This is a genomic window from Tessaracoccus zhenghani (genome assembly GCF_054552775.1).
Genome location: NZ_CM137275.1, coordinates 512,229 through 536,755 on the forward strand (window position 1 = coordinate 512,229; position 24,527 = coordinate 536,755).

The window sequence follows — 24,527 nt, forward strand, 5'->3', positions numbered from 1 at the left end:
ATCCGAGCAACGAACTCCCGATTTGTAGTTCTCTCGGAGCATGCGCTAAAGTTTTTCGAGTCGCCGCAGGGCGGCAGTCGCGAAAGTGACACTGGGGCTATGGCGCAGTTGGTAGCGCGCTTCCATGGCATGGAAGAGGTCAGGAGTTCGAATCTCCTTAGCTCCACAAACGAACGGGCGTCTGGCTAGGCCAGACGCCCGTTTTCCGTTTCGCGTGATACGTAGGGGTACGTCTGGGTGCTTGAGCGAAACTGACGGTCTTCCCAGTAGGTGGGCCGACAAGGTCAGCAACGTGGGCAGACTTCGCGTCACGACTCGACAACAGGCAGGCTAAGAGCCTGTGGGCCTGACATCCCCGCCGTCATGGGGACCGGCACCGGCACGTCCGCCATCAGCGACGGCGACGCCATCACGGTCGACGGGACACGGGGCCGGGTGACGCGGGGAGCGCGGGGAGCGCGGGGATGACGGCCCGGTCCTGTTCTCCGGTAGGTTTTCGTCGTCAGCGGACAGATTGGCTCCACATACCGGTGGGGGTATACGATCAGGGCATGGCAACCGTTGAAATCACCAAGGAAAACCTCGAGCAGACCATTGCCGGCAACGGCATCGTCCTCCTCGACTTCTGGGCGGCCTGGTGCGGCCCCTGCCGTCAGTTCGGCCCCATCTTCGAAGAGGCTTCGGAGAAGCACCCCGACATCGTCTTCGGCAAGGTGGACACCGAGGCGCAGCGCGAGCTCGCCGCGGGCTTCGAGATCATGTCGATCCCCACGCTCATGGCCTTCCGCGACAACGTCATCGTGTTCTCCCAGGCCGGTGCGCTGCCCGGTGCGGCGCTCGAGGAACTGATCGAGGCCGTCGAGGCGCTCGACATGGACGAGGTCCAGGCTGAGATCGCCAAGCAGAAGGCCGGCGCGGAGGTCCAGTGACCCTCCCGGTCCAGCTCCAGAGCGAGCCGCGAACCTTCACCGCCGAGTTGGCCACGTGGCCAGCTCGGCGGTGGTTCTTCGCAGTGGGCACCGCCGTGGCCACCGTGCTGGTCGTGGCAATCCCCACCGCTCTCATCCCGAACCCGGTCTTCGGACGCGAGATCCCGCCGACGGCGTGGGCCTGGCCCGTGCTCATCGTGACCTCGGTCCTCGCGGGCCTCGTCGCTGCCACCTACGTGGCGCGCAAGGACGCGGCCGACGCGGAGCGGGGCGGGAAGCTGGGTGCCGCCGGGGCGTTCGTCAGCTTCTTCGCCGTCGGCTGTCCGGTCTGCAACAAGCTGGTGCTTATCGCACTGGGCTACACCGGGGCCCTGCAGTACTTCGCCCCGGTGCAGCCCTTCCTGGCGGGGGCCTCGGTGCTGTTGCTCGCCGTCGCACTGGTGCTCCGGGTGCGCCGGGAGCGGACCTGCCCGCTGCGGGCCTAGAAGACGGGGCGGCCGCCCGTGACCCCCAGCACGGTCCCGGACACGTAGGACGCCTCGAGCGGGCTGGCCAGGAAGACGAAGGCGCCGGCCATCTCGGAGGGCTGACCAGGACGCCCCAGGGGAGTGTTGAGCCCGAACTTCGGCATCTCCTCGGCCTTCTTGGTGGCCGGCTGCAGCGGCGTCCAGATCGGGCCCGGGGCCACGGAGTTCACGCGGATCCCCTTGGGCCCGAGTTCGGCCGCCAGGTTGACCGTGTAGTTGTTGATGGCGGCCTTGGTGGCCGCGTAGTCGATGAGATCCACTGACGGGTCGTAGGCCTGGATGGAGCTCACGTTGATGATGCAGTCGCCCTTGTCGAGGTAGCCCAGCGCCTGCTGGGACAGCCAGAACAGGGCGTAGAGGTTGGTCTTGAAGGTCCGGTCCATCTCCTCCGTCTTGAGATCTGCCAGACCGCCGTCGCGCCGGGCCCACTGGAATCCTGCGTTGTTGACCAGGATGTTGAGCCCTCCCAGCTGGCGGGCGGCGTCGTCGACCACCTTGCGGGCGATGGCCTCCTCGGTGATGTCTCCCGGGAGCAGGACGCACGTGCGGCCCGCCTCTTCGACCAGCTGCTTCACGTCCTCGGCGTCGGACTGTTCCTCCGGGAGGTAGCTCAACGCCACGTCGGCGCCTTCGCGGGCGTATGCGATGGCCACGGCCCGCCCGATGCCCGAATCGCCGCCGGTGATGAGGGCCTTCAGGCCATGCAAGCGGTCACGGCCGATCCAGCCCTCCTCGCCGTGGTCCGGGAGGGGCGTCATCTCGGTCGTGAGCCCGGGGGGTGTCTGGCTCTGGGCGGGGAATGCACCCTCGTCCATCGTCTTTGCCTCAGCTGCCTTGGTGATTGCGTGCAGATCAGTCATGCGTTCCAGTCTTGTTCGCACGGCCGCCGGGCCAAACCCCCTCAGGGGTGGAACTACTTGGGCACGAACATCGGGTAGATGTTGTCGAAGCTCAGCCGGTAGCCCATGCCGTGCGACACGATCACGCTGATCCCCAAGACGATGGCGACGATGACGACGCCGAACGCGAATCCCGCCACCACTTTGGCGAGGGGGTGGGGTGTGTGGTCGTCCACGTTCTGGTGGGCGCCGTAGGACAGGGCCCTGATGCCGAGCGAGAAGACGGCCGGGAGACCGGCGCCGAGCAGGAGACCTGCGAGCAGGACCTGCGATGCGCCCTCAAGGGCCAGCCAGAGGTTGTTCATGCCTTGCTCCTGACCCGGCGGTGGGGCCCGGCGGGCTGCTCAGGCAGCTGCCGCTGGGTGACGTCCTCGACCCATTCGTCGTTGACGTTCTTGTGGTCGACCCTCGACTTCTGGGAATGGAGGTACATCCACCCGGAGGCGATCGCCAGGATGAGGAAGATCACGATGGAGCCGAACAGGCCGCCCAGACTGTGACCGACGAACCACATGGCGGCGCCGACGATGCCCGCGGCGGGCAGCGTGATGGCCCAGGCCATCAGCATGCGACCGGCCACCGACCAGTTGACCTTCGCGCGCTTGCCGAGGCCGGAGCCGAGGATGGAGCCGGTGGCGACGTGGGTGGTGGACAGGGCGAAGCCCAGGTGGCTGGAGGCCAGGATGACCGCCGCGGAGGACGATTCCGCGGCCATGCCCTGAGGTGCGCTGATCTCGACCAGGCCCTTGCCGAGCGTCCGGATGATGCGCCATCCGCCGATGTAGGTGCCCAGCGCGATGGCCAGCGCGCACGCCACCTTGACCCACAGCGGCACCGCTGTGAGGTCCGTCCAGGTGCCGGTGGCGATCAGTGCCAGCGTGATGACGCCCATGGTCTTCTGCGCGTCATTGGTGCCGTGCGCCAGGGAGACGAGCGACGCGGAACCGATCTGTCCCCAGCGGAACCCGCTCTCGCGGTACTTCTCCGCAACCCCCTGGGTGATGCGGTACACGAGCCAGGTGCCCACGGAGGCGACGGCGATGGCGATGGCCGGCGACAACAGGGCGGGCAACACGACCTTGCCGATCACCCCGTCGAGCTTCGTGCCGTCGCCGGCCCACTTGACGCCGCTCACGCCGAGCCCGGCCATGGTGGCGCCGATCAGCCCGCCGAACAGCGCGTGTGATGAGCTCGACGGCAGGCCCAACAGCCAGGTGAGCAGGTTCCAGACGATGGCACCCACCAGGCCGGCCAGGATGATCAGCAGCAGCGACATGCCGCCGTCGCCGATCAGCTCCGGGCGCGGCGCGCCGCTGGAGTCCTGGATGTTGACCACGGCGTTGGTGACGGTCAGGGCGACCTCCACGGACAGGAAGGCTCCCACCAGGTTCAGGACGGCCGACAATGCAACCGCAACCTTGGGGGAGAGGGCCTTGGTGGCGATCGACGTAGCCATCGCGTTGCCCGTGTCGTGGAAGCCGTTCGTGAAGTCGAAGGCAAGTGCGGTGATAACGACAAGCGCTAGCACGATGAGTTCGGGGGACACGCCCCCTAGTCTGCAACCATCTGGCCCTGAACGCGCAATCGGGGCAGGATAATCCTCACACTCCCAGCGTGGTGGCATCTCGGGGAAATGTCGGTGGACAACAGGGTGTCGGGGTGCTGTGCGGGGATATGTCCCGAGGCCCTCCTACGATGTGGGCATGACTCCTCGACGTCCCCCCGCCGCGCTGCTCCAGGTGGGCAGCGTCTCGGCTGAGGTGACGTACAAGCCCATCAAGAGCCTGCGGATGCGGGTGGTCCCTCCCGACGGCGTGGTGAAGATCTCAGTCCCACTGGGGTTGTCGGAGGAGACGGTCACGGAGTTCGTGCGCAGCCACGAGCATTGGCTGCTGAAGGCCAGGCAGCAGGTCCGACTCTCCCACCCGCCGAAGGAACCGTTGACGGATGGGGGGCGCGCCAGGCTCTGGGGCCGGTGGCATGAGGTGCGCACTGATGAGTCGGGCAGGGCGGGCGCCCGGTTGGAGGACGGCGTCCTCGTGCTGTCCGGTCCGGATGAGGACGCCCGCAGACGGGGGCTGGAGAACTTCTACCGGCGCGAACTCCAGGCCGCTCTGCCTGACCTGTTCGCCCTCTGGGAACCGCGGGTCGGACGCCGTCATGCCTTGGTGAAACTGCGGCGCATGACCTCGCGCTGGGGCACGTGCAATATCCGGACGGCCGCCATCACCTTCAACACCGCGCTGGCGGAACATCCGCCCACCGCGCTGGAATACGTCGTCGTGCACGAGTTGATGCACCTCATCGAACGCGGCCACGGCCCACGCTTCGTCGCCGGGATGGACCGGTTGCTGCCTGACTGGCGCCAGCGACGCAAGGCCCTGAAAGGTCATCCGTGAGGGTGCTGGAGGCCGCTGAGTGGCAGGAGCGCGCCGAAATCCACCGCGGGCGCGTCACCGCCGAACTGGCGGAGGTGGTGCGGCGGCGGGAACGCGGCCTCAAGCACCCCGTCGACGACTTCCTGTTCCAGTACTACAACCTGAGGCCCAGCCACCTGGCGCAGTGGCATCCGGGTGCCGGCGTCGGCCTGGCCGGGGGAGAGGCTTTCGCGGAGCGTCAGTTTTATGCGAGGACGGGACGGGTGACCGTGTTCGACGCAGCGTCCTTCCTGGCCAAGCGGGGTGGCACGGTCGAAACGGCGCACCGCCTCCTGGCTGCCGCGGCGGACAGGGCCCCGCGGTTCGGGTGCTTCGGGATGCACGAGTGGGCGATGGTCTACCGGCTGCAGGAGGGCCAGACGCGGCACCCCTACCTGAAGCTGCGCTTCGAGCCGGCGGAGGTGGCCCGGATCGTGGAGGAGGTGGGCTGCCGCTGCACGCATTTCGACGCGTTCCGCTTCTTCACCGAGCCCGCCCGGCCGCTCAACGTGCTGCAACCGACGCGTGAGACGCAGCCTGACCTGGACCAACCGGGTTGCCTCCATGTGAACATGGACCTCTACCGCTGGGCCGGCAAACTCTCTCCCGCCGTGGGTTCCGAGCTGCTGTTCGAGGCCTATCTCCTGGCGCGCGACATCCGCGAGGTGGACATGCAGGCCTCCGCCTACGACCTCGCAGACTGGGGCTACGAGCCCATCCCTGTCGAGACGGCAGAGGGGCGGGCCTGCTACGCAGCACTGCAGCGTGGGTTCGCGGAGCGGGCGGTTCCCCTCCGACACGAGATCCTGCGGGTGATCAGGTCCCTCGAATCCTGAAGTGCGGGCAACCGACCACCGCGCTGAGGCGTAGTACGGATGAGAAACCCGTCCGACAGGAGCACTCCATGCACCGCCGCTTCGCGTGTCACACCGAGACCCGCCCCTCCGCGTCATACGATGCACGCGTACGAACCGCTCTTCCCCCTGTGAGGTTCACCATGTTCACCGTGCCCAGTGCCCGACGCTTCGCCATAGGCGTCGTTGCCGCCCTCAGCCTCTTCGCCGCCGCGTGCGCGCCGGAAGCGCTCGCGCCCCAGGCCGGGCCGGCGCCCACCGTCGCCAATCCCGGAGCAGGCGCGGTCACCGACGAGCCCGTGGTCCTGCCCGACGTGACGCCCACGGCGGACCCGGTCGTCGTCCCGGCGAAGCCGAGCGTCGTCCCGTCCGTGCCGGCCGCTGAGCCGACCACCGCGCCGAGCGCCGAGCCCCAGCCGTCTGTCGAGGTCCCTCAGCCCACCGCTGAGCCTGAGACCTCAGAGACGCCGGAGGTGGTGCCGACGGTGCCGCCCCTGCTGGCGCCCGGGGACGACTCGGAACAGGTGCGGGAACTGCAGCACCGCCTCCTCCAGCTGAACTGGATGTCGGGGAAGATCACCAGCGACTACGGCGACGCGACGCAGCTCGCCGTGGAGGGCTTCCAGGTGAAGCGCGGCCTCCCCGGCACGGGAGAGGTCGACCAGGTGACATGGGATCGACTTGTCGATATGACGCGCATGCCCACCGCAGATGAGATGCACAACGTCCTGAAGCCGGGGCCAGCCCTCCTGAAGACAGGCAGCACCGGGGATCAGGTCAAGGACCTCCAGGCCCGCCTGAAGCAGCTCGAGTGGTACCTCGGACTCGTCGACGGCCAGTACGGGCCCAAGACGGCCGAGGCGGTCACCGGCTTCCAGGCCAAGCGGGAGATCCCGGTGACCGGTGAGGTGGACCAGCGCACGCTGGACCGCCTCGCGTCGATGACGCACAAGCCCACCGTCGATCAGCTCAACAATGTGGTGGCCGCCCCCGCAGAGGCCAAACTGACCCTGGACGACCGCTGCCTCCAGGGCCGGGTGATCTGCATCTCCAAGACGCAGCGGAAGCTCGCCTGGGTCGTCGACGGTGAGGTCAAGATGTCGATGGACGTGCGGTTCGGCTCCGAACTGACGCCCACGCGCGAGGGCACGTTCTCCGTGGGCTGGAAGTCGCGCAACCACGTCAGCAAGCTCTACGGCTCGAAGATGCCGTTCGCGCTGTTCTTCAGCGGGGGACAGGCCGTCCACTACTCCAGCGACTTCGCCGCCCGCGGCTACAACGGGTCCTCCCACGGCTGCGTCAACGTGCGCGACAGGGCCGCGGTGGAGGCACTGTTCGATGCGGCCAAGGAGGGCGACAAGGTGGTCGTCTACGTCGGATAATCTGAAGGTCTGACCCGACCGAAGGGACCCTCGTGATTTACCTGGCCATCGCCATGCAGGTGTGCGGCTCGTTCCTGTTCGCCAGCGGTGCCATCCTGCAGAGCCTGGGGGTCAAGAGCCTGTTCGACGCGGATGCGGTCACCTCCTCCAACAGGTTGTCGCTGAAGGGCCTGCTGAAGCTCTTCACCGTCCCGAAATGGGTCATCGGCCTGGGCCTGGTCTTCGCCGGTGCGGCGATCCACCTGACGGCCCTGACGTTCGCCCCGGTGTCGGTGGTGCAGCCGGTGGGCATCCTGGCCGTGCCGTGGTCGGTACTGCTCGCCTCGAAGATCCACAAGCACAAGATCAACGCCAGGCTGTGGGGCGCCGTCGGTGTGACGGTGCTGGGCGTGGTGGGTTTCACCGTCTTCTCGTCGCAGTACGCGACGGGGGAGAAGCAGTTCAGCTTCCCGGCGATGCTGTGGTCCTTCGTGGTGGTCTGCGTGCTGTGCGCGGCCCTGTCCTTCTTCGCCACCCGGGCGGTGGCCTGGGCGAAGGCCATCCTGTGGTCCTCTGTGGGCGCCATCTTCTACGGTCTGGCCTCGGGCTTCATGAAAGCCGCGATGAACCTCATCCAGAAGCACGACCAGAGCTTCGGAAGCTGGCAGTTCCTGGCCACCGCCGCCATGATGCTGCTGTGCTACATCCTGGGCGCCTGGATGATCCAGCAGGGCTACGCCTCCGGCCCGGCCGAGATCACCGTCGGCACCATGACGACGGTGGACCCGTTCGTCGCCGTCGTGTTCGGCCTGGTGGTGCTCGGCGAGGGCATCGGGATGGGCGCCGGCCCGGTGCTGGGCATGATCGTGACCGGCGCCATCGCCGTCTCCGGTGTCGCGCTGTTGTCGAAGGATCATCCCGACGCGGTGGAGGAGCGCCTGCGCGCCCAGGCTGACTTCAGCCCTTCACCGGCAGAGCGTTGAGGGCCACCCGTCCGGAGGGCGTGGTCAACACGATGGTGGAATCCGCTCTCGGCATGATGAAGGTGACCGTGCCCTCATAGGGCTGGCCCTCCCGCGCGCTGAAGGCCCGCATGTCGACGGGGTCGTAGCTCAGCCTCGTCTCGTTCGTGAACGCGAAGATGGCGAAGGCGTAGTCGCCCTGCTCCACCTCGACGCGGATGCGCAGGTCCAGCTGGTCGCCGTTCCAGGAGTAGCCGACGATCTCGAAGATGCCGTCCCCGTTGCCCTCGAACGGGATGAAGTTGCCCGTGCGCTCAGGGCTGGGTTCTGCCGTGGCAGCCGCAGAGGGGCTGGCCCCGCTCTCCGGGGAGGCTGCTCCCAGGAACTGCATGCCCACGATGACGACCGCGATCACGGCCACCACGCCCAGCACGATGAAGAGTGTGGACCGGGGGCGCTTGGGAGGCTGGAGATCTTCGTACGACGGCGGCGCCGGCGGCTGCTGCCCGAACGGCTGCCGGGGGTCCCTGCCCTGTGCATCATGGAACTGCGTCGGGCGCCAGGACGGGTCCTGGCTCGCCCACGGTGAGTTGTTCCCGTTGCCCGGCGGCGGGGGCCACTGCGCGTTGCTCATGAGGGCAGCGTACTTGCCCGGGTGAAACCTATTCGTCCCATCTCTGGGGCGGGATGCCGTGCTGGTGGACGCTCGCCAGGAGCATCCCGATGGGATGGGTGGGGTTGAGGGTGGCCATCTGCTCGATGCACGCTGTGGCCTGCGCGCCGTGCCCGGACAACCATGAGGCGATGCCCAGCAGAGCGACCACCGTCGGCTGGGCGAAGCTCGGTGTCACGCGGCGGGCAGCGAGGAGGTTGTGCCAGATGACCTCCGCCGTGGACGTGTTCAGCCGGGTGGTCAGGGCGGCGGAGCGGTCCTCGTCATCCAGCAGGCAGGCGAGCATCAGGCCCTCCCCGTCCTCCAGCGGGGTCTGGGCTTCGGCCAGTGCCTCGAGACGGGCCAGGCCCTCGGTTTCGGAGAACCCGGCGATCTCGGCAAGGGCCCGGTCGACCTCGCTCTGAGCGGGCGGCTCCCACGTCTGGACCGGGGCCACCGCCTCCTCCCGCGAGGCGTAGATGCTCACGCCGTTGTAGACGGCGTGGGCGGCCACCGGGCTGGCGTCGAAGTCGTAGGCCACGGGCCCCTCATCGTCTGTGAGGGACCAGTAGTGCGAGCCGTCGGTCACCAGCGCCTCTGCCACCCGCTCGGCGCCGAGGACGTCTGCCAGTTCCATGACCGATGCCCAGGCCAGGTCCAGATCCTTCGAATAGCCGAGCAGGATGAACCTGACGCCGTCGATGTGGGAGGTGACGTTCAACATCTGGTCCGCCACCCGGTCGAAGTGGGTGCGGAACCATTTCGCCTCGAGGCGTGAGGAGAAGCTCACCACCTTCCCCTGCATCCCGAGCAGGACGACGGAGTCAGAGGGGTGGAAACCGAACATGAACGACGGGAGGGCCAGCAGGTCGGCACGGGTGGTGCCGCGGAGGACAGGAAGCGTGTGCATGCCATCACTGTGGTCAGCGGGCTTCCGGGATCACCACGGACCCGCTTCCTTGTGGATAACCGAATGCTGAGGTCTGTGCGACGGCCCGGTGGCCGGTGGCGTAGATTGCGGCCATGCGTTTTGTGGTGTGTGGCGAAGCCCTCATTGATCTGATGCCGGAAGAACAGCTTTCCCCAGCCGAGAGCCGGTGGATCGCCCGGTCCGGTGGCGGCCCGTTCAACACGGCCACCGCACTGGCCAAACTGGGGGAGGACGTCCACTTCCTGGGTCGCCTGAGTTCGGATTCCTTCGGTCGCCAACTGCGCAGCCACCTGCAGACGGCAGGGGTGCAACTGGACCTGGCGGTCCCCACCGATGAAGCGACGTCGGTTGCCGTGGTTTCCCTCGACGTGGAGGGGAAGGCCAGCTACTTCTTCCACTTCGACCAGACGTCGAACTTCAACTGGCGCAGGGACGAGTTCCCCACCGTCGCCCCGCAGGACTGGCTGCACTTCGGCTCCATCGGCTCGGTCATCGGCCCAGGCGCCAAGCACGTCCTCGACTTCGTGCGCGGCACCGAGGCGGCCGTCAGCTTCGACATCAATGTGCGCCCCTCCACGCTGCCTGACCGCGCCGAGTACTTCGGGCTGGTTTCAGACCTGATGACGGCCGTGGGGCGCAACGGGGGCATCGTCAAGGCCAGCGACGAGGACATCGCCTGGTTGGTCGACGACGACTCGGGCCCGCTGGCCTACGCGGGAGCGTGGGCAGAGGAACACGACTTGGCCATGTTCATCGTCACGCTCGGCCCGGATGGGGCCGCCGCGGTCAAGCCGGACGGCAGAGTGGTACGCGTGCCGGGCCACTCCGTCGGCGTCATCGACACCGTGGGCGCGGGCGACACCTTCATGGCGGGTTTCCTCTCCGCCTACGCCCACCACCCCGACGACGTGGCCGGTGCCCTGGACAGGGGCACCGCCGCCGCCGCGATCGTCTGCACCCGCAAGGGCGCGCAGCCCCCGACCGCCGCCGAGGTGGATGCGTTCCTGGCGATATAGTGAGTCTCCGCGCCGTCTCGGCGCGGGAATTCGTTGTGCAATCAGGAGAGAGTCGTGAGCCAAGAGGCTGTGCAGTACGACAAGGTGCAGGCCCAGGAGAAGTGGCAGGCATTCTGGGAGGAGGACGAGACCTTCCGGCCGCTGGATGACGGCAGCCGCGAACGTCGCTACGTCCTGGACATGTTCCCGTACCCCTCCGGCGACCTCCACATGGGCCACGCCGAGGCTTATGCGATGGGCGATGTCGTCTCCCGCTACTGGCGGTTGCGCGGCTACGACGTCATGCACCCCATCGGCTGGGACTCGTTCGGGCTGCCCGCGGAGAACGCGGCCATCAAGGCAGATGCGCACCCCGCCACCTGGACGTACAACAACATCGAGACCCAGGTGCGCTCCTTCAAGCGCTACGGCCTGAGCCTCGACTGGTCACGGCGCCTCCACACCTCGGACGAGGAGTACTACCGCTGGACGCAGTGGCTGTTCAACCGCTTCTACGAGCGGGGACTCGCCTACCGCAAGGACTCCTTCGTCAACTGGTGCCCGCAGGACCAGACGGTGCTGGCCAACGAGCAGGTCATCGACGGCCGCTGCGAGCGCTGCAAGTCCGAGGTCACCAAGCGCAAGCTCAACCAGTGGTACTTCAAGACCACGGACTACGCCCAGGAACTCCTCGACGACATGTCGCTGCTCGAGGACGGCTGGCCGGATCACGTGCTGGCCATGCAGCGCAACTGGATCGGCCGATCCGAGGGCGCGCACGTCGACTTCACCGTCGAGGGTCGTGAGAAGCCCATCACCGTGTTCACGACGCGTCCGGACACGCTGTTCGGCGCGACGTTCATGGTGGTGGCCCCCGACGGCGAACTCGCCGCAGAGCTGGTGACCGACGAGCAGCGACCAGCGTTCGAGGCGTACGTCGAGCAGGTGAAGCGCACCACGGAGATCCAGCGCCAGTCCACGGAGAACGAGAAGAGCGGCGTGTGGCTCGGCGTCCACGCCATCAACCCTGTCAACGGCGAGCAGGTGCCGATCTGGGCCGCAGATTACGTGCTGGCCGATTACGGCACCGGCGCGATCATGGCCGTGCCGGCCCACGACCAGCGCGACCTCGATTTCGCGCGCAAGTTCGGGCTGCCGGTGCGCACCGTGCTCGATGTCGACGGCACCAACCCTGAAGAGACCGGCATCGCCACCGTCGGCGACGGGGCCTACCTCAACTCGGGCGTGCTGAACGGTCTCACGGACAAGGCCTCCGGCGTCGCCCGCATCACGGAGCAGCTTGAGGCCGAGGGCAGGGGAACCGGCACAGTCCAGTTCCGCCTGCGCGACTGGCTGCTGTCGCGCCAGCGCTTCTGGGGCTGCCCCATCCCGGTGATCCACTGCGAGAAGTGTGGCGAGGTACCGGTCCCCGACGAGCAGCTGCCGGTCCGGCTGCCGGATCTGCGCGGCTCCGCGTTGGCACCCAAGGGCACCTCTCCGCTGGCGTCGGCCACTGACTGGGTCAACACCGAGTGCCCCACCTGTGGTGGACCCGCGAAGCGCGACACCGACACGATGGACACGTTCGTCGACTCGTCCTGGTACTACTTCCGCTACTGCTCACCCGGATACACCGAGGGCCCCTTCAACCCTGAAGACGTGGCGAAGTGGATGCCGGTGGCGCAGTACGTGGGCGGCGTCGAGCACGCCATCCTGCACCTGCTGTACATGCGGTTCTTCTCGAAGGTGCTGCGCGACATGGGGCTGGTCTCGTTCGACGAGCCCATGCTGCGCCTGCTGAACCAGGGCCAGGTCATCAACGAGGGCAGGGCGATGAGCAAGTCGCTCGGCAACGGCGTCGACCTGGGTAAGCAGATCGACGAGTTCGGCGTGGACGCCGTGCGTCTCACGATGATCTTCGCCGGCCCGCCGGAGGACGACATCGACTGGGCCGAGGTCTCGCCGGGCTCCAGCCTGAAGTTCCTCCAGCGCGCGTACCGCCTGGCTGCAGACGTCGACTCCCAGCCGGGCGTCGACTTCACGCAGGGTGACCCGCAGCTGCGCAAGGCCACCCACAAGGCCATCACGGAGATCACCCAACTGCTCGACGGTGGCCGCTTCAACGTGGCTGTCGCGCGCACCATGGAGCTGGTCAACGCCACCCGCAAGACGATCGATTCCGGCGCCGGCGGCGCTGACCCCGCAGTGCGGGAGGCCGTCGAATTCGTCGCCCAGGCGCTGAGCGTCGTGTCGCCGTATGTGGCGGAGGAGATGTGGGAGCTGCTCGGCCAGCCCCCGTCGGTCGCCAACAGCGCCTGGCCCACGGCTGATCCCGCCCTCACCGTCGACGACACCGTCACGATGGTGGTCCAGATCCAGGGCAAGGTGCGCGGCAAGCTCGAGGTTCCGGCCGACATCACGGAGGAGGACGCCCTCGCGGCGGCCCTCGCCGACGATGCGGTCCAGCGCTCGCTGGCCGGCCGCGAGATCGTCAAGGTCATCGCCCGTCTGCCCAAGATGCTGAGCCTCGTCCCGGGCAAGTAGTTCCCACCCCTGACCCGGGCGCGCTGCGCCCGGGTCAGGGGGCTCGAGGCCTCTGGCAGTACTTGTCCACAGGGAGGACATCCCGTGGTGATTCGAACCTGGTTCTGACCACCATGGAGGTATGCAGCACACCGATGCGGAGGAGATGGCCCGCGCCCGGCTCGCCTACGTGAGCGCCGGCAGGCCCTCTCTTGGCGCGCCCCGGCGTGGCCTCCCCGAACCTCCGGTGCCGGAGCCTCCCCTCCTGTCGCCGCCGCTTCCGGCTGAGCGCACCTCACCCGCGTCAGCCGGGCCGACACCGGTGGCCACCACGAGCCGGGTGCCCACGTTGACCGTCAAGCACCTGGTGGTCGTCGCCGTGCTCCTCCTCTGCGGCGTGGGGGTGGCCGTCGCTGCTCTCGGTCGCAGTGCGGCGACGGAAGTGCCCATTGCGCCCGTCACGGTCAGCGCGGCCCCGGTGGAACCGTCGTCGCCCGCCCCGGTGAAGATGCTGCGGGTCCACGTTGCCGGAGCGGTCGCTGAGCCCGGCGTCGTCGAGCTGCCGGAGGGCACCATCGTCGAGGACGCCATCCTCGCAGCCGGTGGTCTGGCTGCCGACGCTGACCCGGCCGAACTCAACCTCGCCGCCCAGGTGTCCGACGGAATGCAGATCGTCATCGGTACCGTCGGGAAGCCCAAGGGCGACCTGGTGGGCGCCGAGCCTCCGCCCGCGGGGGCCGCTGGCGGTGCGGCGGCAGGGGGAGTGGTGGACCTGAACACGGCCACTGCTGGTGAGCTCGAGTCGCTTCCCGGAGTCGGCCCGGTGACCGCCGGCGCAATCATCGGCTGGCGTGACGAGCATGGGCCCTTCACTTCTGTGGAGGAACTGCAGGAGATCAGCGGCATCGGCCCGAAGACCTTCCAGAAGCTCCAGCCGCTGGTCACCATCGGCTCCTGACGGTGTGGAAGGGCTGGGGAGGGTGACTCATGACTGGCGGCTGGCTCCGCTGGCCCTGGCCACGTGGGGGGCGGCGTGGCTCGGCTCGTCCGGCTGGCGGCCCGAGCGGGAAGCAGTCATCGCGGCCTTCGTCGGTCTCCTTCTGCTGGCGGTGGTGGCCGTGCGCGGCCGTCGCGCCTGGACAGCGATGATCATCGCGACCTTCACCGTGACCCTGCTGATGTCCGGGGTGCAGAGCTGGCAGCGGCACGCGTCGCCCGTTGCTGAGCTCGCTGCCGACGGGGCGATCGGTACGGTGCGGTTGAAGCTCCTTGCCGAGGCGCGGCCGGCTGAGGGCGTCGTGATCGGCCACGCCGAACTGATCTGGGCGGAGGCCAGGCAGAAGCGGGTGGAGTCGAAGGTGCCCGTCGTCATCCTCGCGAGCGGTGCGGTGTCCCAGGAGTTGCTGGGGCTGACCGCCGGCGGCACGTACGAGGTGCGTGCCCGACTGCGTGCCCCGGAGCCGGACGACGCCGCCGTTGCGGTCCTCAGCCTGCGTGAGATCGGCTCCGAAGTGACCGGGCCCGGCATCGTCGACAGAGCCGTCAACGCCATGCGGCAGGGGTTGCGCGACGCCGTGGCGCACTCGCCGCCCCGCCAGCGCGCGCTGGTCCCGTCCCTGGTGGTGGGTGACACTTCGGCAGTGGACGCGGCGATGCGTGACCAGTTCCATGTCACCGCTCTGACGCACCTCATGGCGGTCTCGGGCGCCAACCTCACCTTGATGCTCAGCGTGGTTCTCGCCGCGGTGCGCGGGCTGGGTCTGCGGGGGTGGAGCGTACGGGTGGCAGCGCTCGGCGGAGTGGTGGCCTTCGTGTTGATCTGCGGCCAGGAGCCCTCGGTCTACCGCGCCGCGGCCATGGGGTTGGTGGCGTTGGCAGCGATCGGTGTGGGTGCGGGCCGGCGCACCATCCGCTCGCTCTGCGTGGCGGTGCTCATCCTGGTGTGGCTCGACCCGTGGATGGCGCGTTCCATCGGCTTCGCCCTGTCCGCCTCCGCCTGCGCCGGCATCGTCCTGCTGGGGCCCCTCTTCGTCGCGGCCATCTCGCGGTGGGCTCCCCGATGGGCGGCGGAAGCGCTTGCGGTGCCCCTCGCAGCCCAACTTGCCACGCAGCCGATCATCACGGCGCTGAGCGACCAGGTCTCGGTCGTCGGGGTCCTCACCAACGTGCTGGCCGGACCCTTCGTCGGCCCCACCACCGTCCTCGGCTTCGCCGCTGCGCTGCTGTGCCCACTGCCATGGCTGGCGGCCGGCCCCGGCTGGCTGGCCGGCTGGTGCGCGCAGCCCATCCTGTGGCTCGCGGAATTCGGCTCGGTTCTGCCCACCGCATCCTGGACGTGGAAGGGCTCGGCCCTGGGTGTCGCTCTGATCACGCTCGGCTCCGCCGCACTCGCCGTGGTGCTGCTGCGGGCCCTCCGCCACCGATGGGGCGGCGTCGGGTTCATCAGCCTCTTCGTGGCGCTGGCCCTCGTGCGGCCGGTGCCGCTGGGCTGGCCGGGCGAATGGCAGGCGGTCTTCTGCGACGTGGGCCAGGGCGACGCCACGGTTCTCAACGCCCGCGGAGGCGCGGCCGTCGTGATCGATGCCGGGCCGGAACCGCCGGCCACGGTGAGCTGCCTGGAGTCGCTGCAGGTCGAGGCCATCCCCCTACTGATCCTGACCCACTACCACGCGGACCATGTCGGGGGCGCGGAGGCGCTGATCGCCCGCTACCGGCCGTCACTGGTTCTGGTCCGCTCTGGTCCCCACCCACCGTGGCTGGAGGACATCGCGCGCGAAACCGGCACCGAGGTGCGCTCAGCGACGCCGGGCGAGGTGCTGGAGGTCGGCGACGTGACGTGGCGCACCGCGTCCGTGTGGGAACCCGCTGGGGCTGCCGTCGCGGAGGCCGAGGGGGAGGGTTCCGCGGAGAACGACGCCTCCGTCGTCGGGGTCGGCTCCAGCGGCTCCCTGCGGGTGCTGCTCGCGGGGGACGCGGAGCCGGCCGGTCAGGGTGTCGCGCTGCGGGCAGCGGCACAACTCGGCGTGGACCTCGAGGCGCACGTGCTGAAGCTGCCGCATCACGGCTCCTCCCGCCAGGAGCCGCGCTTCTTCGCGGCTTCCGGTGCGGCGCTGGCGGTGGCGAGCGCCGGGGAGGGCAACTCCTACGGTCACCCGAGCGTCAGCGCCATGGACCTGGCCCGCTCCCACGGGATGGAGATCGTCCGAACTGACACCCAGGGCTCCATCGCCGTGGCGTTGGTGGGGGAGAAGCTGACGATCCGGACCGCGGCGGGAGCGGGATGAGGGGGTTGCCCTAGACGGTGGTCTCCCGCGGCTCCAGGCCGGCGGCGCGGTACATGGCATCGATGGCCCGCATCATCGCCACCGAATCGTCCGGGCCGGTCAGCACCGGGGTGCCGTTGCGGACCGCGTCGACGAACACGGCCAACTGGGCCGCGTAACTCGTGGGCTGGGTGGGCACCTCCACGGTCGTCACTCCCGCGTCGTTGGTCAGCGTGAGGGTGTTGCCGTCCTGGGGTTTCACGAAGCCCTCCACCTGGATGACACCCTTCGTGCCGGTGATGATGCAGGTCTGGCGCTCCTCGTCCTCCAGCAGCGAGCTGGAGATGCGGCCCGTGACGCCGCCCGGGAACCTCAGTTCCGCGCTGAGTGCCTCGTCGAGCCGCGGATCGTCCGACGGCCTGGCTTCCGCGGAGACGACCTCCGGCTCTTCGCCCACCACGCTGCGCACGAAGTGGAGGCTGTAGCAGCCGAGATCCATCGTGGCGCCCCCCGCGAGGGACTGGTTGTAGCGGATGTTGGAGCGGTCCGGCAGATTGATGTCGAAGTGTGCCTCGACCTCCACGAGGTCGCCGATGGCGCCGTCGGCGATGAGCTTCAGCGTCTCCGCCATGAGCCGGTGGTAGCGGTAGTGGAAGCCCTCCATGACGACGCGGTCGCAGCCTACGGCCCGGCGGGCGACCTCCTCCGCCTCGTCGGCGTTCGACGCGAACGGCTTCTCCACCAGCACGTGCTTGCCGGCGTCCAACGCGGCCACGGTCCACTTGCCGTGCTCGGAGTTGGGCAGCGGGATGTAGACCGCATCGACGTTGGGATCTGCCAGCAGCGCCTCGTACGAGTCATGCACGTGCCCGATGTGGTGTTCGGCGGCGAAGCTCTCAGCCCGGCCCCGGTCGCGGGCTGCGACGGCGTACAACTCGACGTCGCGATTCGCCTGGGCCGGTGTGATCAGGGCCTGGGGCGTGATGCCGGCGGCACCGAAGATACCGAAGCGGACGGGCTGATTCATGGAAGAACTCCTCACTGAGCGGAACAGACCCGAGTCTAGTGATGACGACGAGCTCCGCGCCGCGACAATGTCGCACGAGCCTGGCAGGATCAGAGGCATGACTTCGTCCCCGTTCGGCACGGCCATCCTCATCTCCGGTCCGGAACAGCTGCTGGCGCAGCGCGCCGTGGCCGAGATCAGGTCCAGGGCGTTGGCCGCGCATCCTGAGGCGGGGATCAACGAGATCCACGCCACGGAGCTTGAGGATTCCATGCTCTCGGAGGTGATCGGCGGCTCGCTCTTCTCCAGCCACACGCTGGCGGTGATCGACGACGTGGGCTCCACCCCGGCGTCGGTGGTGGACCAGCTGGTGGCCGCAGCGTCCAACCCGCCGGAGGAACTCTGCCTCATCCTGCTGCACCCCGGCGGTGTGAAGGGCAAGGGCCTCATCGACAAGTTGAAGAAGGCCAAGGTGCCGGTGGAGACGGTAGCGGCCCTCAAGCCCTGGGAAGTGCCCGGTTTCGTCGCGGCGGAAGCCAAGCGGCAGCGCATCCGGATGCAGGCTGATGCGGCCGAGGAACTGGTGGCGGCCGTGGGCCATGACCTGCGGGCCCTGGCCTCGGCCATCGATCAACTCATCGCTGATTCGGGTGCCAACGAGATCGACGCGGCCCTGGTGCGCCGCTACTTCGCGGGCCGGGCAGAGGTCTCCGGTTTCGCGGTGGCCGATGCGGTGGTCGCCGGCAACGCCACCCTCGCCATGGAGCGGTTGCGCTGGGCGCTGGAGACCGGCGTGGCACCTGTGCTGATCACCAGTGCGGTGGCCAGTTCGTTCCGCGGGTTGGCGAAGTATCTCGATGCGCAGAACAGCCGGCTGCGCGGCGCAGACCTGGCCCGCGAGATCGGGGTGCCCCCGTTCAAGCTCAAGGATTACGCCAGGGCGTCGAACACCTGGCAGGTGGGTGGGGTGGCGGAGGCCATCCGGCTCATCGCCCGCGGTGACGCGGAGGTCAAGGGCGCCGCCACGGACGCTGCGTTCGCGCTCGAGCGCATGGTGTTGGGTGTGCTGCAGCAGCGTCGTCGCTGACGCTGCACCGCCTCAGGGTACGCAAAACAGCGCCTTGACGACCGAGGGCCAAGGCGCTGTTGAGGAATCAAACAGCAGCTAGAAGTGCTGGATCAGATGGCGTTGACGGCAGTCGCGATGCGCGACTTGCGGTTGGCAGCCTGGTTCTTGTGGATGACGCCCTTGCTCACGGCGCGGTCGAGCGCGCGGTTGGCCACGACGAGGAGCTCGGCAGCCTTCTCAGACTCGCCCTCGGTGACGGCGGAGCGGACGTTGCGGAGGTGGGTGCGCAGTTCGGACTTGACCGCCTTGTTACGGAGACGGGAGATCTCGTTGGTCTTGTTGCGCTTGATCTGGGACTTGATATTCGCCACGGGGCAGGCCTCTTTACGGATTAAAGGGGGGTGTACTCGGTCATGCGTTTGCACGCGACGCTCAACCCTACCTGAGTTCTGCGGCGCGGGCCAAATCGGTCGCATTGTTCAACGTCCCGCACTCCGTGAGATGATGGCCTGTCTCTGTCCACCAACGAGGAATGTTGATGCCCGCACCCCGACCAGGCAAGACCGATCCGGCAATCATCCGGAACTTCTGCATCATCGCGCACATCGACCACGGCAAGTCCACCTTGGCCGACCGCATGCTGCAGCTGACCAAGGTCGTCGACGGCCGGCAGATGCGGGCCCAGTACCTCGACCGCATGGACATCGAGCGCGAGCGCGGCATCACCATCAAGTCGCAGGCCGTGCGCATGCCGTGGACGAAGAATGGTGAGGAGTACATCCTCAACATGATCGACACCCCTGGCCACGTGGACTTCACCTACGAAGTCTCGCGGTCGCTGGCCGCCTGCGAGGGCGCCATCCTGTTGGTCGACGCCGCCCAGGGCATCGAGGCGCAGACGCTGGCCAACCTGTACCTCGCCATCGAGGCGGACCTGCAGGTCATCCCGGTGCTGAACAAGATCGACCTGCCCAACGCCAACCCGGAGAAGTACGCCGCGGAGATCGCCGGCATCATCGGCTGTGACCCCTCTGACGTGCTCATGGTCTCCGGCAAGACCGGTGTGGGCGTCCCCGAGCTCCTCGACGCGGTCGTCGAGTTGATCCCCGCCCCCGTCGGCGACCCCGACGCTCCTGCGCGGGCCCTCATCTTCGACTCGGTCTACGACACCTACCGCGGTGTGGTGACCTACGTCCGGGTGGTCGACGGCGAACTCGGCTTCCGTCAACGCATCCGCATGATGTCCACCCTGGGCACCCACGAACTGCTCGAGGTGGGCGTCATCTCGCCGGATCCCGTGAAGTCGGACGCCATCGGCGTCGGTGAGGTGGGCTACCTCATCACGGGCGTGAAGGACGTGCGCCAATCCCGCGTCGGCGACACCGTGACGCTCGAGGCGCGGCCCGCCACCCAGGACCTGGGCGGCTACCGGCACCCCAACCCCATGGTCTACGCCGGTCTCTACCCGGTGGACGGCGACGAGTTCAACGAACTGCGCGAGGCCCTGGAGAAGCTCCAACTCAACGACGCGGCCCTCACCTACGAGCCCGAAACCTCCGGCGCGCTCGGCTTCGGTTTCCGCATCGGCTTCCTGGGCCTGCTGCACATGGAGATCGTCCGCGAACGGCTGGAGCGCGAGTTCAACCTCTCGCTCATCTCGACCGCCCCCAACGTGGTCTACCGCGTGGTGATGGAGGACGGGTCCGAGCACACCGTGACCAACCCCTCCGAATACCCCACGGGCAAGATCGCCGACGTCTACGAGCCGGTGGTGCGCGGCACCATCCTCACCCCGGCCGAGTACCTGGGCACCATCATCGAGCTGTGCCAGAACCGACGGGGGGTCCAGCTGGGCCTCGACTACCTCAGCGAGGACCGCGTCGAACTGCGCTACAAGCTGCCCCTGGCCGAGATCGTCTTCGACTTCTTCGACGCCTTGAAGTCACGCACCAAGGGCTACGCGTCCCTCGACTACGACCCCGCCGGCGAGGAGACCTCCGAACTGGTGAAGGTCGACATCCTGCTGCACGGCGACCCGGTGGACGCCTTCTCGGCGATCGTGCACAAGGACAAGGCGTACACCTACGGCCTGGCCATGGTGGCCAAGCTCAAGGAACTCATCCCGAGGCAGCAGTTCGAGGTGCCCATCCAGGCCGCCATCGGCTCGCGCGTCATCGCCCGTGAAACCATCCGCGCCATCCGCAAGGACGTCCTGGCCAAGTGCTACGGCGGCGACATCTCGCGCAAGCGCAAGCTGCTCGAGAAGCAGAAGGAAGGCAAGAAGCGGATGAAGATGGTGGGTCGCGTCGAGGTCCCCCAGGAGGCATTCGTCGCCGCACTGTCCACCGGGGAATCCAGCGCCAAATAAGCCCGCGCCCTGAGGGTTCGCGGAGAACGAGTGAACCTCACTCACCCGTCAGCTGCGCCGCTTCGTACGCGACGTGGCCTGGGCGGTCCACGGATCCTCCGGCCACGGGTGCTTGGGGTACCGGCCCCGCATCTCACCGCGCACCTGCGCGTACGGGCCGGACCAGAACGACGCCAGGTCGTCGGTGACCGCCAGCGGCCTGCCGGCGGGGGACAGCAGATGGAACAGGACGCGGGCCCGGCCTGCCGCGATCGTGGGCGACTCCGCCAACCCGAAGCACTCCTGGAGCTTCACCGCGCAGACCACTGCCGCGTCGTCGTCGTGGGCCGGGTAGTCCAACCGGATGGTGGAGCCGCTCGGCACGGCGAGCCGCTCGGGAGCGAGTTCGTCGAGGCGGGTGGCTTCCCGCCACGGCACCAGCCGGCGCAGCGGGGCGGTGAGGCTGATCCCCGAGAGGCGACCGGTGCGGGCGGCGTCGGCCAGTTCGAGGCCGAGCCATTCGTCGAGGCGGGTCAGCAGCGCCGCGTCCGACACGTCGGGCCACGCTGCGCCCATCCGCCGGTGGAGGAAGGCGAGGCGCCGCCGGAGCCGGTCGGCGGTCTCCGACCAGCCGATGACAGCCAGCCCCTTCTCCTCGATCACCTGCCGCACGGCCTCGGGCCCCAACTCTCCGGCGGACACCGGCGTGGACGTGAGTTCGATCGCGCCGAGCGCTGTCACCCTGCGGGCCCTCAGCCGGCCGTCGACCAGCGTGCCGCGCACTTCGTCCAGCAGCAGGTGGGCGGCCGCCGCCCGCGCGGTCCGCTCGTCGATCGGCGCCCCGGACCGGACGACAGCACCAGTGCCCGCCGCGCTGGCGCCGGCGGCGCGCGTGACCTCGGCCACGGCCAACCATTCCTGCTCCGCCAGTTCCCGTGGCGCGGCCGCGCGTGTGCCGGAGGCCAGCAGATGCGAGGCGCCCGCCTTGCGGGCGACACGCTCGGGGTAGGCCAACACGACCACCGCCCCCGGGAGACCACCGGAGCCCGGCGTGGCGTCGACCAGCCGCTCCAGGCGGTCCGCCTCTGCCCGCCAGCGCCGTGACTCCGGCGCCTCCCCGCGCCGCAGCCCTCGGAGCGCGACGGTGAGGTCACCGCCCAGGTCGAGTGCGACGGCCGCCACCATTTCGGCGGCAACCCGGCTCCCGACCTGGGGCGCGCCGTCCACCAGCGCCCGCGCCCATCGCGGCGCGGCGGGAATGTCGGCCAGCCTGCGCCCGTGCGCGGTGACCCGGCCGTCGTCGTCCACGGCGCCGAGCGAGCGCAACACGTGCTCGTCCTCCGCCACCGCGAGGGCCGGGAAGGCGCTGGGCAGCGACAACGCCTCGCCACGGGGCGCACCCCAGGCCGCGAGCGTCAGGAGGGCTCCGGTGAGGTCCGAGGTCTGCGACTCCGGCGTGACCTGGGCCCGTAGCCCCGTGTAGGTCCGCTCGTCGTAACAGCGCCACACCACGCCCGGCCCCTGGCGCGCGGCCCGCCCGGCACGCTGGTCCGCCGACGACCTCGCGCAGCGCACCGTGACCAGTCCCGACATGCCACGGCCGGAATCGCGTCGGGGCTCCCGGGAGAGGCCCGCATCGACCACCGCGCGCACGCCGTTGACCGTCAACGACGACTCGGCCAGGTTCGTCGACACCACCACCCGGGGCCGATCCCCGGGCCCGCGGCCCGCCACCGCGCGGTCCTGTTCCCGGGCCCCCGCCTGCCCGTGCAGTTCCAGCACCTCCGCGGCCACCCGGCCGCGCAACGCTTCCGCGACGGTGCGCACCTCCCACACCCCGGGGAGGAAGACCAGGAGGTCGCCGACGGCGGGCAGCTCGGCGAAGGCCCGCTCGGCGGTGTCCGCCACGTGCCCCAGGAAGTCCCGCGACGTCCCCCTCGAGTCGAGCGGCATCGGCCCGGCGGCCCACCGCACCTCCAGCGGATGCAGCACCGCGGGCACACCGACCACCGGAGCGGGCGACCCGCCGCCCAACAGCGAGGCCAGCCCGGCGGCGTCGAGGGTCGCCGACATCGCCACGACGGCGAGGTCCTCGCGCAGCTCCCGCACCTCCGCAAGGAGGCCCGTCAAGAGGTCCGTGTCGAGGCCGCGCTCGTGCACCTCGTCGAGGATCACCGCGCCCACTCCTTCGAGGGAGGGATCCCGCAGCAGGCGGCGCAGCAACACGCCCGGCGTGACCATCTCCACGCGTGTGGCAGGCGACACCTTCCGCTCGCCGCGCACCGTGAAGCCCGCCACCTCGCCCACCGCGGTGGCCGTCAGCGAGGCCAAGCGCCGCGCGGCCGCCCGGGCCGCCACCCGACGGGGCTGGGTGACCACCACGCGTCCCCGCACACAGCCGGCCACGACGGCGGGCGCCAGCGTCGTCTTGCCGGTGCCGGGTGGTGCCTCCACGACGGCGACCCCACGCGTCGTGACCGCCTCGCGGAGGTCGTCGGCAGCCGCGGCGAAGGGCAGCCCGCAGCCGTCGGCGACGAGTTGGGCGAGAGTGGGCACGGGCCCAACCTAGCGGGGCCGCCTAAGCTGTAGCGGTGGCACAGCTTCCTGACGGCGACCAGGCTCCGGCCGACGGTTCGCTCCCCGCATCCGCACTGGCATCCACCGCGCCCCTGTCGCTGTACGTCCACGTGCCGTTCTGCCGCACCCGCTGCGGCTACTGCGACTTCAACACCTACACCGCCAGCGAGCTGGGCGACCTGTCACCGGACACCTACCTGGGCGCCGCGCACGCCGAACTCGCCCTGGCCGAGCGCATCCTGGGCGATTCCCGGCCCGTCCAGACGGTCTTCTTCGGCGGTGGCACCCCCACCATGCTGCCCGCTGAGGCGCTGACCGGCCTGCTCCGCGCCATCGACGACAGGTTCGGCCTCGCGCCGGACGCCGAGGTGACCACCGAGGCCAACCCCGACACGCTCAGCCCCGCCTACCTGGAGACCCTCCGCGCGGGCGGCTTTACCCGCCTCTCGCTCGGCTTCCAGTCCGTGGTGCCCCACGTGCTGCAGGTGCTGGAGCGCACCCACACCCCCCGTCGGGGCCTGGACGCCGCCCACTGGGCCCGAGACGCCGGCTTCGACCACATCTCGCTGGACCTCATCTACGGCACCTCGGGCGAGTCCATGGACGACTGGCGCGCCAGCCTCGACGCGGTGACCGCCACCCCTGTAGACCACGTCAGCGCCTACTCGCTGATCGTGGAGGAGGGCACCCGCCTGGCGATGCAGGTGCGCCGCGGCGACATCCCCATGCCCGATGACGACGACCTGGCGGACAAGTACCTGGTGGCCGACGAGACCCTCACCGCGCTGGGCCTGGCCAACTATGAGGTGAGCAACTGGGCGCGCCCGGGCGGCGAGTGTCGCCACAACCTCGCCTACTGGCGGGGCGCCGACTGGTGGGGCATCGGCCCCGGTGCCCATTCGCACGTGGGGGGAGTCAGGTTCTGGAACCGCAAGCACCCGCGCAGTTACGCGGCGTCGCTGACGGCGGGGGAGTCGCCTGCGCTCGCCCGCGAGGTGCTGACCGACGAGGACCGCCGCGTCGAGCGGGTCCTCCTCGAACTGCGGCTGGTAGGGGGCCTGCCCCTGGACGTGTTGCGACCCAGCGAACTGGCGCGCGTGTCTGCCGTAGTCGCCGCGAACCTGGCGACTGACGACGGCGCCAGGCTACGGTTGACCCAGGCGGGCCGCCTCCTGGCCGATGGCGTGATCCGCGACCTGCTGGACTGAGGCCCGT

At 69.1% G+C, this 24,527-nt stretch carries 22 protein-coding genes and 1 tRNA gene; 15 read left to right on the top strand and 8 right to left on the bottom strand.

Annotated features, from left to right (window positions below; translation table 11 throughout):
- The first annotated feature begins 93 nt into the window (after nucleotides 1-93).
- From ACX1DX_RS02485 to ACX1DX_RS02500, 4 genes are all read left to right on the top strand, one after another.
- A tRNA-Ala gene (locus tag ACX1DX_RS02485) sits at nucleotides 94-166 on the top strand.
- Nucleotides 167-270: 104 nt separating this feature from the next.
- Nucleotides 271-468, top strand: a complete 198-nt coding sequence (locus ACX1DX_RS02490; RefSeq protein ID WP_459397550.1) for a PEP-utilizing enzyme — start codon at nucleotides 271-273, stop codon at nucleotides 466-468.
- A gap of 83 nt (nucleotides 469-551) precedes the next feature.
- Nucleotides 552-929: a thioredoxin gene (trxA, locus tag ACX1DX_RS02495; RefSeq protein ID WP_182766509.1), complete on the top strand. Its 378-nt coding sequence runs from the start codon at nucleotides 552-554 to the stop codon at nucleotides 927-929.
- Nucleotides 926-1,414: a hypothetical protein gene (locus ACX1DX_RS02500; protein ID WP_459397551.1), complete on the top strand. Its 489-nt coding sequence runs from the start codon at nucleotides 926-928 to the stop codon at nucleotides 1,412-1,414. The genes trxA and ACX1DX_RS02500 overlap by 4 nt, the downstream gene beginning before the upstream one ends.
- On the opposite strand, the gene ACX1DX_RS02505 is transcribed toward ACX1DX_RS02500, so the two are convergent.
- The 3 genes from ACX1DX_RS02505 to ACX1DX_RS02515 are packed head-to-tail and all read right to left on the bottom strand — an operon-like array spanning nucleotide 1,411 to nucleotide 3,901.
- Nucleotides 1,411-2,316: an SDR family oxidoreductase gene (locus tag ACX1DX_RS02505; RefSeq protein WP_459397552.1), complete on the bottom strand. Its 906-nt coding sequence runs from the start codon at nucleotides 2,314-2,316 to the stop codon at nucleotides 1,411-1,413. The two genes, ACX1DX_RS02500 and ACX1DX_RS02505, sit on opposite strands and share 4 nt — an antisense overlap.
- A 53-nt stretch (nucleotides 2,317-2,369) precedes the next feature.
- Entirely contained in the window at nucleotides 2,370-2,660 is a 291-nt protein-coding gene (locus ACX1DX_RS02510) for a hypothetical protein (RefSeq protein WP_076059170.1), read from the bottom strand.
- Complete coding sequence (locus ACX1DX_RS02515; protein ID WP_076059167.1) at nucleotides 2,657-3,901, bottom strand: inorganic phosphate transporter; 1,245 nt, start codon at nucleotides 3,899-3,901, stop codon at nucleotides 2,657-2,659. The genes ACX1DX_RS02510 and ACX1DX_RS02515 overlap by 4 nt, the downstream gene beginning before the upstream one ends.
- Before the next feature lie 157 nt (nucleotides 3,902-4,058).
- Here ACX1DX_RS02515 and ACX1DX_RS02520 point away from each other — a divergent pair, with 157 nt between their 5' ends.
- From ACX1DX_RS02520 to ACX1DX_RS02535, 4 genes are all read left to right on the top strand, one after another.
- Entirely contained in the window at nucleotides 4,059-4,754 is a 696-nt protein-coding gene (locus ACX1DX_RS02520; protein ID WP_459397553.1) for a M48 family metallopeptidase, read from the top strand.
- Nucleotides 4,751-5,608 (top strand): 3-methyladenine DNA glycosylase, encoded by an 858-nt coding sequence (locus ACX1DX_RS02525; RefSeq protein ID WP_459397554.1) that lies wholly within the window; start codon nucleotides 4,751-4,753, stop codon nucleotides 5,606-5,608. The genes ACX1DX_RS02520 and ACX1DX_RS02525 overlap by 4 nt, the downstream gene beginning before the upstream one ends.
- A 170-nt stretch (nucleotides 5,609-5,778) precedes the next feature.
- Entirely contained in the window at nucleotides 5,779-7,008 is a 1,230-nt protein-coding gene (locus ACX1DX_RS02530; protein ID WP_459397555.1) for a L,D-transpeptidase family protein, read from the top strand.
- A gap of 32 nt (nucleotides 7,009-7,040) precedes the next feature.
- Nucleotides 7,041-7,970: a DMT family protein gene (locus ACX1DX_RS02535; protein ID WP_459397556.1), complete on the top strand. Its 930-nt coding sequence runs from the start codon at nucleotides 7,041-7,043 to the stop codon at nucleotides 7,968-7,970.
- Here ACX1DX_RS02535 and ACX1DX_RS02540 read toward each other — a convergent pair.
- Entirely contained in the window at nucleotides 7,945-8,583 is a 639-nt protein-coding gene (locus tag ACX1DX_RS02540; RefSeq protein ID WP_076059157.1) for a hypothetical protein, read from the bottom strand. The genes ACX1DX_RS02535 and ACX1DX_RS02540 overlap by 26 nt on opposite strands.
- Nucleotides 8,584-8,611: 28 nt before the next feature.
- Nucleotides 8,612-9,511, bottom strand: a complete 900-nt coding sequence (locus tag ACX1DX_RS02545; protein ID WP_459397557.1) for a DUF4192 domain-containing protein — start codon at nucleotides 9,509-9,511, stop codon at nucleotides 8,612-8,614.
- A gap of 113 nt (nucleotides 9,512-9,624) precedes the next feature.
- On the opposite strand from ACX1DX_RS02545, the gene ACX1DX_RS02550 reads away from it, so the two are divergent.
- From ACX1DX_RS02550 to ACX1DX_RS02565, 4 genes are all read left to right on the top strand, one after another.
- Complete coding sequence (locus ACX1DX_RS02550; protein WP_459397558.1) at nucleotides 9,625-10,548, top strand: carbohydrate kinase family protein; 924 nt, start codon at nucleotides 9,625-9,627, stop codon at nucleotides 10,546-10,548.
- Between the two features lie 54 nt (nucleotides 10,549-10,602).
- Nucleotides 10,603-13,071: a leucine--tRNA ligase gene (gene leuS / locus ACX1DX_RS02555; RefSeq protein WP_459397559.1), complete on the top strand. Its 2,469-nt coding sequence runs from the start codon at nucleotides 10,603-10,605 to the stop codon at nucleotides 13,069-13,071.
- Nucleotides 13,072-13,192: 121 nt separating this feature from the next.
- A complete protein-coding gene (locus tag ACX1DX_RS02560; RefSeq protein ID WP_143570866.1) occupies nucleotides 13,193-14,008 on the top strand; it encodes a helix-hairpin-helix domain-containing protein in 816 nt (271 codons plus the stop codon).
- 22 nt (nucleotides 14,009-14,030) lie between these two features.
- Nucleotides 14,031-16,334: a ComEC/Rec2 family competence protein gene (locus tag ACX1DX_RS02565; RefSeq protein WP_459397560.1), complete on the top strand. Its 2,304-nt coding sequence runs from the start codon at nucleotides 14,031-14,033 to the stop codon at nucleotides 16,332-16,334.
- Between the two features lie 10 nt (nucleotides 16,335-16,344).
- Here the strand turns inward: ACX1DX_RS02565 and ACX1DX_RS02570 are convergent, their stop codons facing one another.
- Nucleotides 16,345-17,340: a Gfo/Idh/MocA family protein gene (locus ACX1DX_RS02570; protein ID WP_459397561.1), complete on the bottom strand. Its 996-nt coding sequence runs from the start codon at nucleotides 17,338-17,340 to the stop codon at nucleotides 16,345-16,347.
- 97 nt (nucleotides 17,341-17,437) lie between these two features.
- On the opposite strand from ACX1DX_RS02570, the gene holA reads away from it, so the two are divergent.
- On the top strand, nucleotides 17,438-18,406 hold the full coding sequence (gene holA / locus ACX1DX_RS02575; RefSeq protein ID WP_076059146.1) for a DNA polymerase III subunit delta: 969 nt from the start codon (nucleotides 17,438-17,440) through the stop codon (nucleotides 18,404-18,406).
- A gap of 92 nt (nucleotides 18,407-18,498) precedes the next feature.
- On the opposite strand, the gene rpsT is transcribed toward holA, so the two are convergent.
- Complete coding sequence (rpsT, locus tag ACX1DX_RS02580) at nucleotides 18,499-18,759, bottom strand: 30S ribosomal protein S20 (RefSeq protein ID WP_076059144.1); 261 nt, start codon at nucleotides 18,757-18,759, stop codon at nucleotides 18,499-18,501.
- Nucleotides 18,760-18,926: 167 nt separating this feature from the next.
- Here rpsT and lepA point away from each other — a divergent pair, with 167 nt between their 5' ends.
- Nucleotides 18,927-20,756 carry a translation elongation factor 4 gene (gene lepA, locus ACX1DX_RS02585; RefSeq protein ID WP_076059142.1) on the top strand — a complete coding sequence of 610 codons (1,830 nt, stop codon included), beginning with the start codon at nucleotides 18,927-18,929 and terminating at the stop codon, nucleotides 20,754-20,756.
- 48 nt (nucleotides 20,757-20,804) lie between these two features.
- Here lepA and hrpB read toward each other — a convergent pair whose 3' ends face one another.
- Nucleotides 20,805-23,291, bottom strand: a complete 2,487-nt coding sequence (hrpB, locus tag ACX1DX_RS02590; protein WP_459397562.1) for an ATP-dependent helicase HrpB — start codon at nucleotides 23,289-23,291, stop codon at nucleotides 20,805-20,807.
- 35 nt (nucleotides 23,292-23,326) lie between these two features.
- Between hrpB and hemW the strand changes: the two genes are divergently transcribed.
- Nucleotides 23,327-24,520 carry a radical SAM family heme chaperone HemW gene (gene hemW / locus ACX1DX_RS02595; protein ID WP_459397563.1) on the top strand — a complete coding sequence of 398 codons (1,194 nt, stop codon included), beginning with the start codon at nucleotides 23,327-23,329 and terminating at the stop codon, nucleotides 24,518-24,520.
- The last annotated feature ends 7 nt before the right edge of the window (nucleotides 24,521-24,527 follow it).

What these genes read in the sequence shown, in the direction of transcription:
- ACX1DX_RS02550 (WP_459397558.1), top strand. Translation starts at nt 9,625, where the DNA reads ATGCGTTTTGTGGTGTGTGGCGAAGCCCTCATTGATCTGATGCCGGAA.
- lepA (WP_076059142.1), top strand. Translation starts at nt 18,927, where the DNA reads ATGCCCGCACCCCGACCAGGCAAGACCGATCCGGCAATCATCCGGAAC.
- ACX1DX_RS02505 (WP_459397552.1), bottom strand. Translation starts at nt 2,316, where the DNA reads ATGACTGATCTGCACGCAATCACCAAGGCAGCTGAGGCAAAGACGATG.
- ACX1DX_RS02560 (WP_143570866.1), top strand. Translation starts at nt 13,193, where the DNA reads ATGCAGCACACCGATGCGGAGGAGATGGCCCGCGCCCGGCTCGCCTAC.
- ACX1DX_RS02520 (WP_459397553.1), top strand. Translation starts at nt 4,059, where the DNA reads ATGACTCCTCGACGTCCCCCCGCCGCGCTGCTCCAGGTGGGCAGCGTC.
- holA (WP_076059146.1), top strand. Translation starts at nt 17,438, where the DNA reads ATGACTTCGTCCCCGTTCGGCACGGCCATCCTCATCTCCGGTCCGGAA.
- ACX1DX_RS02510 (WP_076059170.1), bottom strand. Translation starts at nt 2,660, where the DNA reads ATGAACAACCTCTGGCTGGCCCTTGAGGGCGCATCGCAGGTCCTGCTC.
- ACX1DX_RS02545 (WP_459397557.1), bottom strand. Translation starts at nt 9,511, where the DNA reads ATGCACACGCTTCCTGTCCTCCGCGGCACCACCCGTGCCGACCTGCTG.
- ACX1DX_RS02570 (WP_459397561.1), bottom strand. Translation starts at nt 17,340, where the DNA reads ATGAATCAGCCCGTCCGCTTCGGTATCTTCGGTGCCGCCGGCATCACG.
- trxA (WP_182766509.1), top strand. Translation starts at nt 552, where the DNA reads ATGGCAACCGTTGAAATCACCAAGGAAAACCTCGAGCAGACCATTGCC.
- ACX1DX_RS02540 (WP_076059157.1), bottom strand. Translation starts at nt 8,583, where the DNA reads ATGAGCAACGCGCAGTGGCCCCCGCCGCCGGGCAACGGGAACAACTCA.